Raw genomic sequence first — 17,908 nt, 5'->3', positions numbered from 1 at the left:
GCATTTGAGGGTTTTTCACTCCCCGCAGGAGCGACTTGCTTGCCGGCAAACGCATCTTCCTGCAAAGTAGCCGCTTCCTTTCACAACTTTGGAGAACCACCCATTCGCCGTCCCAATAGAGCCCCGGCCCCTGCCGCCAAAGACGGGCCGCGCATCAATGATGATATTCGCAATGCGCAGATCCAGCTGATCGATCAGACCGGTGACAATAAAGGCACCGTCGAGACGATGCTTGCCATCAAGATGGCCCAGGAAGCCGGCATGGATCTGGTCGAGATTTCGCCAAATGTCAGCCCTCCCGTCTGCAAGATCATGGACTACGGGAAGTATAAGTATTCCGCCCAGAAGAAAGCCGCCGAAGCCCGCAAGCGTCAGAAGACCGTCGAGATCAAGGAGATCAAGCTCCGCCCGATGATCGACGATCACGACTACGACGTGAAGATGCGCGCGATGCTGCGGTTCTTCGAAGAGGGCGACAAGGTCAAGATCACCCTGCGCTATCGCGGCCGCGAAATGGCGCACCAGGAGATCGGCACCAAGTTGCTGGACAAGATCAAGACCGACGTCGCCGAGCTCGCCAAGGTCGAGCAGGACGCCCGGTTCGAGGGCCGCCAAGTCGTCATGGTGCTGGCGCCGCGCTGACGCTGGCTCGTTACAGCTGAAGTTTCAACGGCCCGTCCGGATCTCCGGCGGGCCGTTTTGTTTTGCGGACCTTGTCGAAGCTGCCGCCATGCACTGTGCTGCACCTCTCCCGCGTTGCTGGCGGGAGAGGTCGGCGCGCATAGCGCGGCGGGTGAGGGCTTTCACCTCTTGGGGGTCCTCGGCCCCCCGCATCCGCCTTCGCCAAGAGGCTTCGGCGGACAAGAGCGAGGGAGGGAGCGCATCGAGCGCTTGGCAACTAGGTCCGTGTCGCCTGCCAGGTGCCGCTGCACTGGTCGCCGGAGATGATGCCGCGCCAGGAGCCGGCACCTGCCGCGCCGCCGAGCCGGCCGCCGCCGCTGGCATGGGAGGCGCCGACCGAGACCTGGACCGCGACGGCTCCGCCACGATTGACCGTGCCGGACACCCGGCCGCCGCCGGCGGACGACACCCGGCTGCCGGTGACGGTGAAGGGGACGCTGTAGCCCGAGCTGCAATTGCCGCGGGTGGTAGCGAAGGTGACGTTCCAGATGCCGTCATAGCTGGCGATTCGGGCATCGGCGGTCGACGGGATCGCGGCCGCGGCAAGCACGGCGAACAGCGCCAGATGACGCGGGCGCGCGACAACAGACAAGATCGATTGGGAAAGATGGGCCATTTTGGTCCTGCTCCGGACGGGACGGCGTGGACGATGGGGTGGCAACTCCCAATAGTCGGCGGGCAGGTTTCGCCGGTTCATCGTTGCCAATTGGCCGATCCTCTGTCATAAGCCCAGCCTTCATCGCCCGGCTGATTAAGGGCTGCCGTGGCGGTGTTTCGTGCGGGTTTCGCGCTTGTTCGCTAAAACCTGAGCACAATCAACGCTCTAACGAGCATTTTTGACGGCCAGGCCGCCTTCGCGGGCGGTGTTCTTTGGCCATTAGGAGAGCCAAATGCCCAAGCTGAAGACCAAATCGGGCGCTAAAAAGCGCTTCAAGGTGACTGCCACCGGCAAAGTGATGTTCGCCCATCGCAGCAAGCGTCACGGCATGATCAAGCGGACGAAGAAGCAGATCCGTCAGCTTCGCGGCACCGCTGTGCTGTTCAAGACCGACGGCGACAACGTCAAGAAGTACTTCTTGCCGAACGCCTGATCGCGTCCACGATCATTGCCAGCTCCGCCGCGCCTTTCGCGGCGATCCGAAATCAAGTCATCTCTGAAGGATATTCGTCATGGCTCGCGTCAAACGCGGTGTGACCGCCCACGCCAAGCACAAGAAAGTCTACAAGGCCGCCAAGGGTTTCTACGGCCGCCGCAAGAACACCATCCGCGCCGCCAAGCCGGCCGTGGAGAAGGCCCAGCAATACGCCTTCCGTGACCGCAAGCGTAAGAAGCGCACCTTCCGCGCGCTGTGGATCCAGCGTCTCAACGCTGCCGTTCGTCCGTTCGGCCTGACCTACAGCCGATTTATCGACGGTCTCGCCAAGTCGGGCATCACCGTGGACCGCAAGGTGCTGTCGGATCTCGCGATCCACGAGCCCGCGTCGTTCCAGGCGATCGCCGAGAAGGCCAAAGCCGCGCTCGCCGCCTAAGGCTTTTGCTAGCGGGCCTGCTGGCCCGCAGCCTTCAGCGCGCGTTGCGAGTAACGCTGGGCGACCTCCGCCCGGCAGAATGCCGTGAACGAGAGATACATGGTGCCGGACTTGTTCCGGTACTTGATGTCGCACGCGTGCATTTCGCGCTTGTAGGCCTGTGTCTGCGCGGCGCTGAGGCCGGGCTTGAAGTCCGCCTCGCATTTCTTTTCGACGGCGGCGCCGAGCTGGACGTCGCCGCTCGCGGTCAGCTCGCAATCCCTGAAGACCTTCATCGCGCTTTCGCAGCCCTTCTGGGTGCTGATGGTGTCGACGACCTCGTCCAGGGTCATGGATTTGTCCATGCAAACCATCGCGCGCGCCGGGGTGGCTGCGGCCGGCAGGACGATGGCCAGGACGGCCAGACGAGCAGCAAGAACGGATTTCGAAAGCATCACAGAGGTCTCCTCTTAATCCTCCCTTGGTGCCTGGCCCACGCGCGAGGTTCAACCCAGCCGTTCAGAGCCCGAAATAGCCGGCTTTTTGCTTGACGTTACGCCCTTCTGGCGGCGACAACCCAGCCGAATTTGGCAGCAAGGATTTGACTGTGTCCGACCTCGCAACGCTCGAAACATCCATCCTCGACCAGATCGCCGCCGCCGGCGATGAAGCCGCGCTCGAAGCGGTGCGCGTCGCAGCCCTTGGCAAGAAGGGCTCGATCTCGGCGCTGCTTGCCACGCTCGGCAAGATGTCGCCCGACGAGCGCAAGACGCAAGGTGCGGCGATCAACCAGGCCAAGGACAAGGTCACCGAGGCGCTCGCCGCACGGCGCGACGTGCTGAAGTCGGCGGCGCTCGATGCGCGGCTCGCGTCGGAAACCGTCGACGTCACCCTGCCGCTGCGCGATGCGCAGGCAGAAGCCGGCCGCATTCATCCGCTGAGCCAGGTCTGGGACGAGCTGACCACGATCTTCGCCGACATGGGATTCTCGGTCGCCGAAGGTCCCGACATCGAGACCGACGACTACAACTTCACCAAGCTGAACTTTCCGGAAGGCCATCCCGCGCGCGAGATGCACGACACGTTCTTCTTCCATCCGAAGGAGGACGGCTCGCGCATGCTGTTGCGCACCCACACCTCGCCGGTGCAGGTGCGCACCATGCTGAGCCAGAAGCCGCCGATCCGCGTGATCTGCCCGGGCCGCACCTACCGCATCGATTCGGATGCGACCCACACGCCGCAATTCCACCAGGTCGAAGGCCTCGTCATCGACAAGCATTCGCATCTCGGCCACCTCAAATGGATCCTGCACGAGTTCTGCAAGGCGTTCTTCGAGGTCGACCACATCAACATGCGCTTCCGGCCGTCGTTCTTCCCGTTCACCGAGCCGTCGCTGGAAGTCGACATCCAGTGCCGCCGCGACAAGGGCGAGATCCGCTTCGGCGAGGGCGAGGACTGGCTGGAGATTCTCGGCTGCGGCATGGTGCATCCGAACGTGCTGCGCGCCTGCGGCATCGATCCCGACGAGTACCAGGGCTTTGCCTGGGGCATGGGCATCGACCGCATCGCCATGCTGAAATACGGCATCGCCGATCTGCGCCAACTGTTCGACAGCGACGTCCGCTGGCTCAACCATTACGGCTTCAAGCCGCTCGAAGTGCCGACGCTCGCGGGAGGACTGAGCTCGTGATGCTCATGTTCGCCCACACGAAGACTCTCCCCGTTCCCTCTGCGGAGACAACCCTCTCCCATTCCCTCCCCCGCAAGCGGGGGAGGGAATGGATAGAGCGTGCACGTGGCATCCATCTTGTGGGCACGCATCCTCTGTCCGCTCGACAGGTCGAACTCCCTCCCCCGCTTGCGGGGGAGGGTTGGGGAGAGGGTTCCTCCGCAATGGGGCTGCCGATGGTCGATCCCAAGCATCCGGACTGGAAAGTATCGACCAAGCTACGGGCCAACGCACGCGCACTCAGGCGCAGTTCGACCGATGCCGAACGAATCCTCTGGTCCGAATTGCGCGCCGGTAGACTAAACGGCGCGAGCTTTCGTCGCCAGGTGCCGATCGAGCGCTACGTCGCCGATTTTATCTGCCATGCCGCCAAGCTCGTCATCGAGCTCGATGGCGGCCAACACTTCTCGAATGAAGGCGAGCGCGCGGATACGCTTCGCTCTGCAGCGATCGAAGCGATGGGCTTCAAGGTGCTCCGCTTCAGCAATCTTGACGTCATGACCAATCGTGGCGGCGTTCTCGAAACAATCGCGACCACCGTCGCGGAGAGAACCCCCACCCCAACCCTCCCCCGCAAGCGGGAGAGGGAGCAGACCGTCTCCGTGGAGAAAAAGCAGCCATGAAATTCACCCTCTCCTGGCTGAAGGATCATCTCGACACCGACGAGCCGCTCGAAAAGCTGGCCGACAAGCTCACCATGATCGGGCTCGAGGTCGAGAACATCGAGGACAAGGCGAAGGCGCTGAAGCCGTTCACCATTGCGAAGGTGATCTCGGCCGAGCAGCATCCGAATGCGGATCGCCTGCGCGTCTGCATGGTCGACACCGGTGACGGTGGAGCGCCGGTGCAGGTCGTGTGCGGGGCGCCGAATGCGCGCGCCGGGCTCGTCAGCGTGTTCTCGGCTCCCGGCACCTACATTCCCGGCAAGGACATCACGCTCGGCGTCGGCACCATCCGCGGCGTCGAGAGCCGCGGCATGCTGTGCTCGGCGGCCGAGCTGCAGATCTCCAACGACCATGACGGCATCATGGAATTGCCGGCGGATGCGCCGATCGGTGCCGGTTACGCCGAATGGGCCGCGCTCGGCGATCCCGTGATCGAGATCAATCTGACGCCGAACCGGCAAGACTGCACCGGCGTGCACGGCATCGCGCGCGATCTCGCCGCCGCGGACATGGGCAAGTTCAAGGACCCGACCATCAAGGCGATCAAGGGCGAATTCCCGTGCCCGGCGAAGGTCGCGGTGGAGGACGCCACGCTGTGTCCGGGCTTTGCGCTGCGCCTCGTGCGCGGCGTCAAGAACGGCCCGTCGCCGGAATGGCTGCAGAAGCGGCTGACCGCGATCGGGCTGCGCCCGATCAACGCGCTGGTCGACATCACCAACTTCATGACCTACGACCGCGCGCGCCCGCTGCACGTGTTCGACGCCAAGAAGGTGAAGGGCAATCTCGTCGTGCGCCGTGCCCGCGACGGCGAGACGCTGCTCGCGCTCGACGGCCGCACCTACAATCTCGATCCCTCAACTTGCGTGATCGCCGACGAGCATGGCGTCGAATCGCTCGCCGGCATCATGGGCGGCGAAGCTTCGGGCTGCGACGAGAACACCACCGACGTGCTGATCGAATCGGCGTTGTGGAACGAGATCAACATCGCACAGACCGGCCGCAAGCTCGGCATCAATTCCGATGCGCGCTATCGCTTCGAGCGCGGCGTCGATCCGGCCTTCATGGTGCCGGGGCTGGAGCTCGCCACCAAGCTGGTGATGGAGCTGTGCGGCGGCACGCCGTCGGAGAACGTCGTGGTCGGCAAGGCCTTTGGCGATGACCGCATCATCGAATTCCCTGTGACGGAGGTGAAGCGTCTCTCCGGCATCGAGGTGCCGCAGGTCGAGATGAAGCGCATCCTGACCCATCTCGGCTTCATGATGGCGGGCGCAGGCCCGGTCGTGAAGGTCGCGGTGCCGTCATGGCGCACCGACGTGCATGGCAAGGCCGACATCGTCGAGGAAGTCGTGCGCATCTATGGCGTCGACAAGGTGCCGATGACGCCGTTCGAGCGCGGCGAGGACGCGCGCAAATCGGTGCTGACGCCGCTGCAGCTTCGCACCCGCCGTGCGCGGCGCGCGCTCGCGAGCCGCGGCATGGTCGAGGCGGTGACGTGGTCGTTCATCACCAAGCCTGCGGCACAATTGTTCGGCGGCGGCCAGCGCGAGCTCGAAGTCGCCAACCCCATCGCCGCCGACCTCTCCGACATGCGGCCGAGCCTGTTGCCGGGCCTGGTCGCAGCCGCGCAGGCCAATGCCGACCGCGGTTATGGCGACGTCGTGCTGTTCGAGGTCGGCCAGGTGTTCAAGGGCGATCGCCCGCAGGATCAGTTCATGGCCGCGAGCGGCGTGCGCCGCGGCCTCGCCTCCTCTGAAGGATCGGGGCGGCATTGGTCGGGTTCTGATCAGGCCGACGTGTTCGATGCCAAGGCCGACGCACTCGCCGTGCTGGCCGCGGCCGGCGCGCCGATGCAGGCGCTGCAGATCGTCGCCGGCGGTCCCGGCTGGCTGCATCCGGGCCGCTCCGGCACGATCCAGATCGGACCGCAGAACGTGCTCGGCACTTTCGGCGAGATGCATCCGCGCGCGCTGGAGGCGCTCGGCGCCGACGGCCCGCTCGTCGTGTTCGAGGTGACGCTCGACCGCATTCCCGAAGCCAAGAAGAAGCCGACCCGCGCCAAGCCGCTGATCGAGCTGTCGGCGTTCCAACCGGTGTCGCGCGACTTCGCCTTCATCGTCGATCGCACGATCAAGGCGGGCGACATCGTGCGCGCCGCGCAGGGCGTCGACAAGAAGCTGATCACCGGCGTCAACGTGTTCGACGTCTACGAGGGCAAGGGCATCGACGACGGCAAGAAGTCGATCGCCATCGCCGTGACGATCCAGCCGCGCGAGAAGACGCTGACCGACCAGGAGATCGAAGCCGTCGCTGCGAAGGTCGTGGCGGAGGTGACGAAGAAGACCGGCGGCACTCTTCGCGGATGACCTTTGCTGATCTTCTTCCGAAGGATGTCAGCCTCACCATCGCGATGGCGCTCTGCGCCATCGCTTTCGTTTCCGGCACCGCGCGCGGCTTCTCCGGCTTCGGCGCGGCGCTGATCTTCATGCCGCTGGCGAGCAGCGTCGCGGCCCCGCGGCTGGTCGCAGCGCTCCTCCTCGTCATCGATTTCGTCTCGGCCGCGCCGCTGCTGCCCGACGCATGGCGAAAGGCCGATCGCAAGGCGACCGCCGTGATCGTGCTGGGCGCGCTGGTCGGCGTGCCCGTCGGCACCTATTTCCTCAGCGTGCTCGAGCCCGTCACCACGCGCTGGATCATCTCCTGCTTCGTCGCAGCGCTGCTGCTTCTGCTGCTCTCGGGCTGGCGCTACCGCGGCAAGGACCACGCCTGGCTTTCGGTCGGTATTGGTGGCCTCTCCGGCTTCTGCAGCGGGCTGGCGCAGACCGGCGGGCCGCCGATCGTCGGCTACTGGCTCGGCCGCCCGATCGCCCCGATCGTCGCGCGCGCCAACATCGTGCTGTTCTTCGGCGCCTCCGATTGCTTCTCGATGATCAGCTACGCCACCACCGGCCTGATCTCGCGCGAGTCGCTGGTGCTGTCATTGATCGTCGGCCCGGCCTACGCGACCGGCGTCGCCTTCGGCGCCTCGCTGTTCGGCCGCGCCAGCGAAACGATATTCCGAAGGATCTGCTACGCCCTGATCGCAATCGCAGTGATCACCGGGCTGCCGGTGCTGGACAGGGTATTGCGGTAGCTCGCTCCAGTGTCGTCCTGGCGAAAGCCAGGACCTACCGCGGCGCCCGCCGCTTCTTGGTCGATTGCGTCGGCGCCTCGGCCGGCTCGTCTTTCAGCGCGCCGATCTTGCGGAGCGCGGCATCCGCGGCGCGTTCACCGCTTTCCCAGGCGCCGTCGACGGTGCCCCACAGCGTCTCATGCGTGGCTTCGCCGGCGAGGAACATGTTGCCGATCGGCTCGATCAAGACCTTGCGCGAGAGCTGGCCGCCGGGCGAGGCCGCCGACATCGCGCCCATCACATAAGGCGAAGCGTTCCATCGTGTCACCGCGGTCTTCTGCACGGCGGCAGCCGCCTCGCTGCCGAACAGCTTCGTGATCCATTCCCTGGCGAAGGCGACCATCGCCTTCTCGCCCTGCTCCGTGAGATCGCGGCCGAACGAGCCGCCGACATCGATCGAGCACAACGAGGAGCCGCCGATGTTGGCAAACATCAGCGCCGTGCGGGTCGAGCTGCTCTGCTCGATCAGGATGTCGTCGCGCGAGAGGCCGAGCGGATTTCCCGGCAGCTGCAGCACGATGTGATCGTAGCTGCCAAGGCCAAGCTTTGACGCCGCATCGAGCGTGCGCTTGGGGATATCGGGCGCGAACTTGATCGCGCCCGATGTCAACACACTGGTCGAGACCGTGATGATGGCGGCGCGCGCGGCGATCTTGCCGGCTTGCGTCTCCACGCTGACGTCGCGATTGGTCCAGACGATACGGCTTGCCGGCGTCGAAAGCAGCACCGGCGCCGGCTCGCCGAGCTTGGCGATCAGAGTCCCCAAGCCCTGGCGGCAGGCGATCGGCGCATTGCGATCCTGCGCGCGCGCCTTGTCGATTGCCGACAGCTCCTTCAGATCCTTGCCGGCGAAGCTCGCGCCGAGGACGAACTCGGCGGCACCCGCCCAATCGCCGAGGTCCTTCGGCAGGACCGAGGCGCAGGATGTGTCGAGCTTACCGCGCCCGGCCTCGTCGATGGCGCGATTGGCGCGCACCAGCGCCGCCAGAAACTCCTCGGTCTCGCCGGCGCGCGCATTGCGGCGGCCGATGCGCATCTTCTGGCCGGATGGCGCAGGCGAAACATCGAGCCCGGCGCTGCGGGCGAGCCGGATCATCGGATTGGTGTCGGGATTGTGCATCCATCGCGCGCCGCGGTCGAACGGCACGTCGAAGGTGGTGCTGTCGGTGATGCAGCGCCCGCCGATCTGTGAGGACGCCTCCACCACCACGACCTTGCGATTGGCCGCCATGACGCGCCGCGCTGCAGCGATGCCGGCTGCACCGGCGCCGATCACGACGATGTCGGCCTCGCGCGGCAATGGCGCGGCCGTCGCGCGCAGGACCGGCGCCGCGGCAAGGGCAGCCGACGCCGAGAGGAAGCTGCGGCGCGTGATTGTCATGTCATGGTTTCCGGAGACTTGCGACGAACGGGAACAGCCCGCGAACCTTGCCGCATCTGATGTTGCGCAGCAACCATCATGGTGAATCAATCGTGCTGGGGCTCACAGAGCCATGAACCGAATTGCAACAGGTTTGGACCATGATACAGATGGAAAAAAGACGGCCAGAAAGGCCCGGGGAGAGTTCATGGGGACGGTCCTAGATTCAGTCGGCAAGGTCATTGCCGCGTACCTCTCGAAGGAGGTGCCGGGCTACGAACCGTTCACGCCGAGCGACCCCGAGCACCTGCGCGGCGTGATCCAGCCCGGCGACGTGATGCTGGTCGAGGGCAACAACCGCATCTCCGGCATCATCAAATACCTGACACAGTCGACCTGGTCGCATGCCGCGCTCTATGTCGGCCCGGTCGAGGGCGCGGTGGAGCCCGACGGCGAGCCGCATGTGCTGATCGAGGCCAATATCGGCGAAGGCGTCACCTCCGCACCGCTGTCGAAATATTTCCCCTACCACACCCGCGTCTGCCGCCCGGTCGGGCTGTCCTACGAGGACCGCACCACGGTCTGCCGCTATGCGATCAACCGCATCGGCTTCGGCTACGACACCAAGAACATCATCGATCTCATGCGCTTCCTGTTCCCGCTGCCGGTGCCGCAGCGCTGGCGGCGGCGCATGATCGCGATCGGCTCGGGCGATCCGACCAAGATCATCTGCTCGGCGCTGATCGCGCAGGCCTTCGATGCCGTGCGCTATCCGATCCTGCCGAAGATCACCAAGGCCGGCAGCCGCGCTGCCCGCCGCGAGATCCTGCACATCCGCGATTCCTCGCTCTACATGCCCCGCGACTTCGATATCTCGCCCTATTTCGAAGTGGTCAAACCCACCATCGTGCACGGCTTCGACTACACAACCTTGCACTGGGCCGACAAGCAAAAGCCGCTCGAGGAGGTAGCGGGCTCATTCGGTGTGTTTCCAGAAACGGTCAGTGCGCCGCCGCTCGTTCCTGAAGCGATTGACGAAGAAGCGCAGGCTTCGGCTGAGCAAGTGAGCGCGGCCTGGACCGCGGAGGCTGCTGAGCGCAGTTCCACGCATTTCCCGCTGCTGAAGAGGCTCGCGATGTATCGGCCGCGCCGCAGGAGACGGGCGCGAGAGCGGGCGGCGTAAGCAGCCCAGTTCCGATGTCGTCCTGGCGAGAGCCAGGACCCATTGCCCCAAACATCGGTTTGGCGAAGACTCGGTGTTCGGTGCGGCAACCGAGCGCAATCGATAGATTCCGCGGTGGGTCCTGGCTTTCGCCAGGACGACGCTGGAGAAACAGCACGCACGTCTCCACCGTCATTGCGAGGAGAGAGCGCGCGCTACCGTTCCGCCCGCCCGATCACCGCCATCAGCTCCGCGATCTTCTCGCGCTGATCGGCCTTGTCCCCACTCGCAATCGCATGCTCGACGCAATGGGCGACGTGGTCCTTCAAGATCTCTTCCTCGACCCGGCGCAGCGCAGCCCGCACCGCCGAGATCTGCGTCACGATGTCGATGCAGTAGCGGTCTTCCTCTACCATTTTCGAGAGGCCGCGAACCTGGCCCTCGATCCGGCCGAGGCGTTTTCCAACAGATGCCTTGATGTCCTTGCGCATGCAGCCTATATACCCCTACCGGGTATAGGTTACAAGGCCGGAGCATGGAAATGAACGACGCAGACCACAGGCATCATCACGACGGGGATACGCATTCCGGCTGTGGTTGCTCGGCGAAGGCCGCGCCCCCCGCTCCCAAAGCTGCAGCCGCGTCCTGCTGCGGCGGCCATGGCGATCACGCCGGCCATTCCCATCATCACGATCATGACCATGGTGCAGCCACGGCAAAGGTTCTCGATCCCGTCTGTGGCATGACGGTCGATCCCGCGACCTCGAAGCACCGCTTCGAGCATCTCGGCGAGACCTTCCATTTCTGCTCCGCCGGCTGCCGCACCAAGTTTGCCGCGGATCCCGCCAAATATCTCACCAAGGACAAGGCGCCCGAGCCCGAGATGCCGGCGGGCACGATCTACACCTGCCCGATGCATCCCGAAATCCGCCAGGTCGGACCCGGCAGCTGCCCGATCTGCGGCATGGCGCTGGAACCGGAGGTGGCGAGCCTGGAGACCGGCCCCAATCCGGAGCTCGCCGACATGACACGGCGATTCTGGAGCGGCGGCGCGCTGGCGTTGCCGCCCGTGGTGCTGGAGATGGGCGGTCATCTCGCGGGGCCGCACAACTGGATCGAGCCTGTGCTGTCGAACTGGATTCAGCTCGTCTTCGCCACGCCCGTGGTGGTTTGGGCCGGTTGGCCGTTCTTCGTCCGCGGCTGGCAGTCGCTGCTGACGCGCAACCTCAACATGTTCACGCTGATCGCGATGGGTACCGGCGTTGCCTATGTCTACAGCCTGATCGGCACGCTCGCGCCGCAGATCTTCCCTGCGACCTTCCGCGGCCATGAAGGCGCGGTCGCGGTCTATTTCGAAGCGGCCGCAGTCATCACTGTGCTGGTGCTGCTCGGCCAGGTGCTGGAGCTGCGCGCTCGCGATGCCACCTCGGGCGCGATCAAGGCGCTGCTGCAGCTCGCACCAAAAACCGCGCGGCGCGTCGATGCCGATGGCAGTGAGCACGAAGTCGAGATCGACACGCTCCATGCCGGTGACCACCTGCGCGTTCGCCCCGGCGAGAAGGTGCCGGTCGACGGCGTCATTCTGGAGGGCCGCTCCTCTCTCGATGAGTCGCTGGTGACGGGTGAGTCCATGCCGGTGACCAAGGAGGTCGACGCCAAGGTCATCGCCGGCACGCTCAACCAGTCCGGCAGCTTCATCATGCGCGCCGACAAGGTCGGGCGCGAGACGCTGCTATCGCAGATCGTGCAGATGGTCGCGGATGCGCAGCGCTCGCGCGCGCCGATCCAGCGGCTGGCCGACCAGGTCGCGGGCTGGTTCGTCCCGACCGTGATCGCCGTCGCCATCGCCGCCTTTGCCGCCTGGGCCTGGTTCGGGCCGGAGCCGCGGCTCGTCTTCGGCCTCGTCGCCGCGGTCAGCGTGCTGATCATCGCCTGCCCCTGCGCGCTCGGCCTGGCGACCCCGATGTCCATCATGGTCGGCGTCGGCCGCGGCGCGCAGGCCGGCGTCCTGATCAAGAACGCCGAGGCGCTGGAGCGGATGGAGAAGATCGACACGCTGGTCGTCGACAAGACCGGCACGCTGACCGAGGGCAAGCCCAAGGTGGTCGCGATCGTGCCGGCATCCGGCTTTGCCGAGGATGATATCCTGCGGCTTGCGGCCAGCGTCGAGCGCGCCAGTGAGCATCCCCTGGCCGATGCGATCATGCGCGCGGCGAAGGAGAAGCAACTCCCACTGAGCCAGGTCGACGCGTTCGACTCGCCGACGGGCAAGGGCGCGACCGGCAAGGTCGATGGCAAGAGCATCGTGCTCGGCAACGCAAAGTATCTGACGTCGATCGGTCTCGACACCAGGGCGCTCGACACTGAGGCCGAACGCCTGCGCGGCGACGGCGCGACCGTGATCAACATGGCAATCGACGGCCGGCTCGCCGGCCTGTTCGCGATCGCCGATCCGGTCAAGGCCTCGACCCCGGACGCGCTGAAAGCGCTCGCGGCCGAAGGGATCAAGGTCATCATGCTAACCGGCGACAACCGCACCACGGCGGAAGCGGTGGCACGCCGGCTCGGTATTGCCGATGTCGAAGCCGAGGTGCTGCCGGACCAGAAGAGCGCGGTGGTGACGAAATTGCAAAAGGCCGGCCGCAGCGTCGCGATGGCCGGCGACGGCGTCAACGATGCCCCGGCGCTGGCGGCGGCCGAGGTCGGCATCGCCATGGGCACGGGCACCGATGTGGCGATGGAAAGTGCCGGCGTCACCCTGTTGAAGGGCGACCTCACCGGCATCGTGCGTGCGCGAAAACTGTCGCAGGCGACGATGAGCAACATCCGCCAGAACCTGTTCTTCGCATTCATCTACAATGCCGCCGGCATTCCGATCGCCGCCGGTATCCTCTATCCCGCCTTCGGCGTGCTGCTGTCGCCGATCATCGCGGCCGCCGCGATGGCGCTGTCCTCGGTCAGCGTGGTCGGCAATGCGCTGCGGCTGCGCGCAACGCGGCTGTGATGGTGACGGTGCGCTCCCTCGCCCCGCTTGCGGGGACGCGACGAGCTTCGCTCGCACTGAGAGGGTTGGGGTGAGGGGCTGTCTCCACGGATTCATTGCGAGTGAGACTCGCGGAGAGTCCCCCTCACCCGGGATTCAAGCTACGCTCGAATTCCGACCTCTCCCCGCAAGCGGGGCGAGGTAAGAAAGAGCGGCGCACGGAGAACTTCTGATGCAGCGGATTACGATCACGATCGAGGACGATTTGCTGGCGGAGATCGATGCCGCGGCCGAGGCGCGCGGCTACCAGAACCGCAGCGAGATCATCCGCGATCTCGCGCGCGCCGGCCTGCAGCAATCGAGTGAGGACACCGCACAGGCCGGCGCTTGCGTTGCCGGCCTCGTCTATGTCTACGACCACGCTGCGCGCGATCTCTCAAAACGCCTGGTGCAGGAATTCCACGGCCATCACGATCTCGCGCTGGCGACCCTGCACGTCCATCTCGACGATAACAATTGCATGGAGATGACGGCGCTGCGCGGCGACGCCGCCGAGGTCAAGCACTTTGCCGATCACATCATCGCGGAGCGCGGCGTGCGCTATGGGCGCGTGGTGATGATCCCGACCGGCGACGGCAAGCCGGCCAGGGCGCGGAAGCACGAGCATCGGCACGATTAGAGGCCTCTCCCCGCGCGGGGAGAGGCGAAGACCACGTCACGCCGCAAGCAGGTTCTGCAACGCCGCGCCGTTGGGGACGCCGAGACCCGAACAGGCGTCCCAGCCGGGGCCGGCCTTGTACATGCCGTGCAGCGAGCCGGTGATGTCGTTATTGCCGACCGTGATGTCGCGGAACACGCCATGCGCATGCGAGGCGTAGATCAGCGGGTTGATGAACCCAACCGTCTTGCCGAATTTCTTGGTCGTGGCCTCGTTGATCCGGGCGATCAGTCCGGCCATCAGCGGCGCCACCGCGCTGGTGCCGCCGATCGTGGTCATGACGCCGTTGAGGAAGATCTGGTAGCCGGTCGCAGGGTCGGCATCGCCGGCGACGTCAGGCACGCCACGGCCGCTCCGATGGGCCGGAGATTTCGGCACATGCGCATTGGCCTGGTATTTCGGCTGCGCGAACATCACGCTGACGCCGCCGCCACCGGCGCCGTCCTGCGGACCGCCGTTCCAGACCACCTCCGTGATCGCGCCGTTCGACGCCCTGAGATTGGTGCCGCCGCAGGCGAGCGCAAAGGGGCTCGACGCCGGAAAATCGGCGTGCGGCTTACCATCCCACCCGTCGGCCATGTCGGCCGAACCGTTGTCACCGGACGCGACGCAGACGGTGACGCCCATCGCAGCGGCATCACGGATCGCCTCGTTGAGGCCGTCGACGAACTGCTGTGAGCTCTCGGGATCTTCCGGCCCGCCCCAGCTGATCGAGATCACCGAAGGTTTTCGCACGCTGTCATGGACCGCCGCCTTCACCGCATCGATGAAGCCGTTGGTGGTGTTGGGCGCGAAATAGACCACGATCTTGGCGCCGGGTGCGATCGCGCCGGCCACCTCGATGTCGAGCACGACCTCGCCGTCGGCATCGGAATGACCGGGCTTGTTGGCGCCGCCGTCGACGCTTGCGGGTGCGATCTGCGGCATCGGAATGCCCGCCTTCTTGAAGAAGGTTTTCAGATCAGAGGCCTTGTAGCCGGCCCCGGTGGCATGACCCTTATTGTCGATGTCATTGAGCTCGATGATGGCGATGCACTGGCCGGCGCCGGTCTCGCCGCCCGGGAAGTTGTAGAGTTTTGCGATCTCTTCGACCGAGAAGCTGCCGCCCTGCCCCGCGCGTGCAGTCGCGCCCTTGCGCGGCGGCTTGCGCCGGAAATGCGGCTGCGCCACCGGCCGGTTGTCCAGGCCATGCACGCCGACCACGATGCCTTCGAGCTCGGCCGGGATCTGCACACTGCCCTTGCGCATGCGATAGGTCGCGCCCTCGTGCTTGACCTTGTTGAGCTTGACGCCGAAGGCCGCGGCCATCGCCTTCACCGTGCCGGTCAGCTTCACCGTACGGGAGGCCAGATGCACACTCTTGACGTTGAGATCATGATGATGGGCGAAATCGTCGATCTTGGCGACGTCAGCCGGATCGGCGCCCATCTGTTCGGCGAACTCGCTGCGAGAAAGATATTGTCGCTCGCGCGGCGGTTGCGCACCCAGCGCCATCACCTGCTCATCGTCCGCGCGCTTGGCGCGCAGACGAACGCTGATCTCGATTTCCTGCTTGGGATCGGCCGCGCCGACGAGCTTGGCGCCCTTCGGCAATTTCCGGGCGCTGTTCGCCAGCGTGACACGCGTCGTCGAGCTTGCCATGACTTCCTCCGTTTGTGATTGGAAGGCGGATTGTCGCACCTCAACTATAGGTGTAATCTCGGCCGCGAATTGGTTCAGACGATTGATCGATTATTTTCAGAAAATCTCTTTTTTGGCAGGGCGGATGCTCTGCAGTCTCGAATCGGCACGGAATTGGTCAATAGCCCCGACCATTCTGTGAATATGTTTTCGATCTAAGATTGCAGCCGTCGGCTCGGCTGGCCGACCAATGAGAGACATTTGTCAAAAACAATTGGTGGAGACTGCATGATGCCTGCCGACCGCAAATGGGTAGAGAAGAATCTCGGGTTTGATCCGATCACCACACCGCCGCCGCGCGAGACCTTCGTGGTCAAGCGCATCGCGGATGCCGCCGTGAAGAAAGCCGCAAAGGTCGCGCCGGAGGATTTTCAGCGCGAGATCATCGATTTCGATTCCGAATCGACAGAAGGCCGCGCGTTCATGGCCTTCTCGACCGCGACCGGGCTGTCGCGCTTCACCGATATTCCCTGGCCCAAGGGGCTGGCGCCGCAGACCGGGCCGAGGCCCGCAGGCAACGGCAAGGGGCCACTGCCGCGCGCCGACGTGCTGGTCGTGACCTGGACCGTCGACGAGGGGCACGCGCTCAGCCGCGTGCTGACGCCGGGCAAGGACTCGCGTAACGACTACGTGCCCTACACGCACAACTACGCCGCCATCTCCAAGAAGATGCGCAACGGCTGCCCGGCCAAGGAACTGAAGCGGCTCGGCACCTTCTGGACCACCACGATCGGCAAGAAGAAGTGCGTGATCTTCAAATCCGACTCGCACATGTCGCAGGACGGCCCGCAGCTGCCGAATATCGACGTCTGGCGCCAGATCATCACCGAGGTGCAACCCACGCTCGTGATCACCACGGGCACGGCCGGCGGCATCGGCAAGCAGGTCGAGGTCGGCGACGTCATCGTGAGCCCGATCGTGCGCTTCGACTGCCTCTCGAAGTTCAAGAAGCAGCCGTTTGCGCAGGAGCATTTTTCGAGCAAGTCGGCCAAGACGACAAAATTCGCGACAGCCAAGACGCTGTTCAAGGCCAATGCCGGGCAGCTGCCGAAGACCAACACCAGGCCGCCAAAAATCTTCGTCGCCAAGCCCACCGGGCTGTCGTCCTCCGTGGTGACCACCGATTTCTTCGGCTTCGACACCTCGGACAATCACTTCCATCTCCAGGGGCTCGGCGACGTCTCCGAGATGGGCGACGCCATCCTGGGCCTCGTCGCCCAGCAGATGGGGGCCAAGGCGCCGCGCTGGCTCGCGATCCGCAACGTCTCCGACCCGCAGATCAAGGCCGAGGGCACGCTGAAGCAGCAGGAGCAGGTCGCCGCCCAGATCTACAAGGGATTCGGCCGCTGGAGCACGGTCTGCAGCGCCATCACTTGCTGGGCCAGCATCGTGGCGGAGCCTTAACCGGAGCGACCCGAGGGTCAGCCTCCCTTGCCGAAGCGGCTCGCCGTGTCTACCTCTCGCGGGTGATTTCGTGAGAGGTTCCCATGCTGGATGCCGCCGTGAAGGCGCTGTCACAAATGATGTCGCCGCCGATGCGTTCGATCCTGTGGCGGTCGATCGGGCTTGCGCTGGTGCTGATCATCGTGCTCGCAATCGGGCTGCAGCGGCTGCTCAGCTGGTTCGCGACCTATGGCGAGGCCTGGCTGGAGGGCCTGCTCGGGCCAAGCTGGCATTCGTCGCTGGAAGTGCTGTCCTGGATCATCTCGATTGCGGCCGGATTCGGCGTCGTGTTCGGCAGTGTGTTCCTGATGCCCGCGATCACCTCGCTGGTGGCGAGCTTCTTCGTCGACGACGTCGCCGACATCGTCGAGCGCGAATATTATCCGGCGGAGCGGCCGGGCACGGCGCTTCCGTTCAACCAGGCGATCCTCGAAGGCATCAAGACCGCGCTGCTGACCATTGTGGTCTATCTGATCGCGCTGCCGTTCGTGTTCCTGGCCGGCGCCGGTTTCCTGATCTTCTTCCTCGCCGCCGCCTGGCTGTTGGGGCGCGAATATTTCGAGCTCGCCGCGATGCGCTTCCGCTCGCCGGAGGAGGCCAAGGCGATGCGGCGCGACAATGCCGCGACCATCTTCACCGCGGGCCTGTTCATCGCAACCTTCGTCTCGATCCCGATCGTGAACCTGGCAACGCCGATCTTCGGCATGGCCTTCATGGTCCACATGCACAAGCGGCTCTCCGGTCCGCGGCCCGAGCTGATCGAGCCGGCCCGGCAGGCGCGGTGAGGGGTGTTCTCCCTCTCCCGCAAG

Annotated in this window: 17 protein-coding genes; 12 read left to right on the top strand and 5 right to left on the bottom strand. The window is 65.1% G+C overall.

Annotated elements, in window-relative coordinates; translation table 11 throughout:
* Positions 1-102 precede the first annotated feature (102 nt).
* On the top strand, positions 103-642 hold the full coding sequence (gene infC, locus JQ587_RS01550) for a translation initiation factor IF-3 (protein ID WP_148778009.1): 540 nt from the start codon (positions 103-105) through the stop codon (positions 640-642).
* Positions 643-898: 256 nt separating this feature from the next.
* Here infC and JQ587_RS01545 read toward each other — a convergent pair whose 3' ends face one another.
* The gene (locus tag JQ587_RS01545; RefSeq protein WP_212301950.1) at positions 899-1,297 is read right to left on the bottom strand and encodes a hypothetical protein; all 399 of its coding nucleotides are present in this window, start codon (positions 1,295-1,297) and stop codon (positions 899-901) included.
* Positions 1,298-1,571: 274 nt separating this feature from the next.
* Between JQ587_RS01545 and rpmI the strand changes: the two genes are divergently transcribed.
* Positions 1,572-1,772, top strand: a complete 201-nt coding sequence (gene rpmI / locus JQ587_RS01540) for a 50S ribosomal protein L35 (RefSeq protein ID WP_007598540.1) — start codon at positions 1,572-1,574, stop codon at positions 1,770-1,772.
* 79 nt (positions 1,773-1,851) lie between these two features.
* A complete protein-coding gene (rplT, locus tag JQ587_RS01535) occupies positions 1,852-2,211 on the top strand; it encodes a 50S ribosomal protein L20 (RefSeq protein ID WP_212301949.1) in 360 nt (119 codons plus the stop codon).
* 8 nt (positions 2,212-2,219) lie between these two features.
* On the opposite strand, the gene JQ587_RS01530 is transcribed toward rplT, so the two are convergent.
* Positions 2,220-2,645 (bottom strand): hypothetical protein, encoded by a 426-nt coding sequence (locus JQ587_RS01530; protein WP_212301948.1) that lies wholly within the window; start codon positions 2,643-2,645, stop codon positions 2,220-2,222.
* Between the two features lie 152 nt (positions 2,646-2,797).
* Here JQ587_RS01530 and pheS point away from each other — a divergent pair, with 152 nt between their 5' ends.
* From pheS to JQ587_RS01510, 4 genes are all read left to right on the top strand, one after another.
* Entirely contained in the window at positions 2,798-3,880 is a 1,083-nt protein-coding gene (pheS, locus tag JQ587_RS01525; RefSeq protein WP_212424203.1) for a phenylalanine--tRNA ligase subunit alpha, read from the top strand.
* A gap of 215 nt (positions 3,881-4,095) precedes the next feature.
* Positions 4,096-4,542 (top strand): endonuclease domain-containing protein, encoded by a 447-nt coding sequence (locus tag JQ587_RS01520; protein ID WP_249154140.1) that lies wholly within the window; start codon positions 4,096-4,098, stop codon positions 4,540-4,542.
* On the top strand, positions 4,539-6,947 hold the full coding sequence (pheT, locus tag JQ587_RS01515) for a phenylalanine--tRNA ligase subunit beta (RefSeq protein ID WP_212424201.1): 2,409 nt from the start codon (positions 4,539-4,541) through the stop codon (positions 6,945-6,947). The genes JQ587_RS01520 and pheT overlap by 4 nt, the downstream gene beginning before the upstream one ends.
* Positions 6,944-7,714, top strand: coding sequence for a sulfite exporter TauE/SafE family protein (locus JQ587_RS01510; protein WP_212424200.1), 771 nt, complete (start codon positions 6,944-6,946; stop codon positions 7,712-7,714). Before pheT ends, JQ587_RS01510 begins: the two co-directional genes overlap by 4 nt.
* Positions 7,715-7,748: 34 nt before the next feature.
* On the opposite strand, the gene JQ587_RS01505 is transcribed toward JQ587_RS01510, so the two are convergent.
* The gene (locus JQ587_RS01505; protein ID WP_212424199.1) at positions 7,749-9,134 is read right to left on the bottom strand and encodes a flavin monoamine oxidase family protein; all 1,386 of its coding nucleotides are present in this window, start codon (positions 9,132-9,134) and stop codon (positions 7,749-7,751) included.
* A gap of 187 nt (positions 9,135-9,321) precedes the next feature.
* On the opposite strand from JQ587_RS01505, the gene JQ587_RS01500 reads away from it, so the two are divergent.
* The gene (locus JQ587_RS01500; protein ID WP_212424198.1) at positions 9,322-10,296 is read left to right on the top strand and encodes a YiiX/YebB-like N1pC/P60 family cysteine hydrolase; all 975 of its coding nucleotides are present in this window, start codon (positions 9,322-9,324) and stop codon (positions 10,294-10,296) included.
* Between the two features lie 194 nt (positions 10,297-10,490).
* Here the strand turns inward: JQ587_RS01500 and JQ587_RS01495 are convergent, their stop codons facing one another.
* Positions 10,491-10,766 carry a metal-sensitive transcriptional regulator gene (locus tag JQ587_RS01495; RefSeq protein WP_024338640.1) on the bottom strand — a complete coding sequence of 92 codons (276 nt, stop codon included), beginning with the start codon at positions 10,764-10,766 and terminating at the stop codon, positions 10,491-10,493.
* Positions 10,767-10,816: 50 nt separating this feature from the next.
* On the opposite strand from JQ587_RS01495, the gene JQ587_RS01490 reads away from it, so the two are divergent.
* On the top strand, positions 10,817-13,279 hold the full coding sequence (locus JQ587_RS01490) for a heavy metal translocating P-type ATPase (RefSeq protein ID WP_212424197.1): 2,463 nt from the start codon (positions 10,817-10,819) through the stop codon (positions 13,277-13,279).
* A gap of 211 nt (positions 13,280-13,490) precedes the next feature.
* A complete protein-coding gene (gene nikR, locus JQ587_RS01485) occupies positions 13,491-13,937 on the top strand; it encodes a nickel-responsive transcriptional regulator NikR (RefSeq protein ID WP_212424196.1) in 447 nt (148 codons plus the stop codon).
* Positions 13,938-13,973: 36 nt separating this feature from the next.
* Here nikR and JQ587_RS01480 read toward each other — a convergent pair whose 3' ends face one another.
* Positions 13,974-15,617, bottom strand: a complete 1,644-nt coding sequence (locus JQ587_RS01480) for a S53 family peptidase (RefSeq protein ID WP_212301939.1) — start codon at positions 15,615-15,617, stop codon at positions 13,974-13,976.
* 267 nt (positions 15,618-15,884) lie between these two features.
* Here JQ587_RS01480 and JQ587_RS01475 point away from each other — a divergent pair, with 267 nt between their 5' ends.
* Positions 15,885-17,060, top strand: coding sequence for a phosphorylase family protein (locus JQ587_RS01475; RefSeq protein WP_249154139.1), 1,176 nt, complete (start codon positions 15,885-15,887; stop codon positions 17,058-17,060).
* A gap of 83 nt (positions 17,061-17,143) precedes the next feature.
* Entirely contained in the window at positions 17,144-17,884 is a 741-nt protein-coding gene (locus JQ587_RS01470) for a sulfate transporter family protein (protein WP_212424195.1), read from the top strand.
* Positions 17,885-17,908 lie beyond the last annotated feature (24 nt).

The organism is Bradyrhizobium manausense, from assembly GCF_018130615.1.
GTDB classification, from domain to species: domain Bacteria; phylum Pseudomonadota; class Alphaproteobacteria; order Rhizobiales; family Xanthobacteraceae; genus Bradyrhizobium; species Bradyrhizobium manausense_A.
Note: the sequence above shows the minus strand (reverse complement) of the source record. Positions and strands in the feature narration are given on the sequence as shown.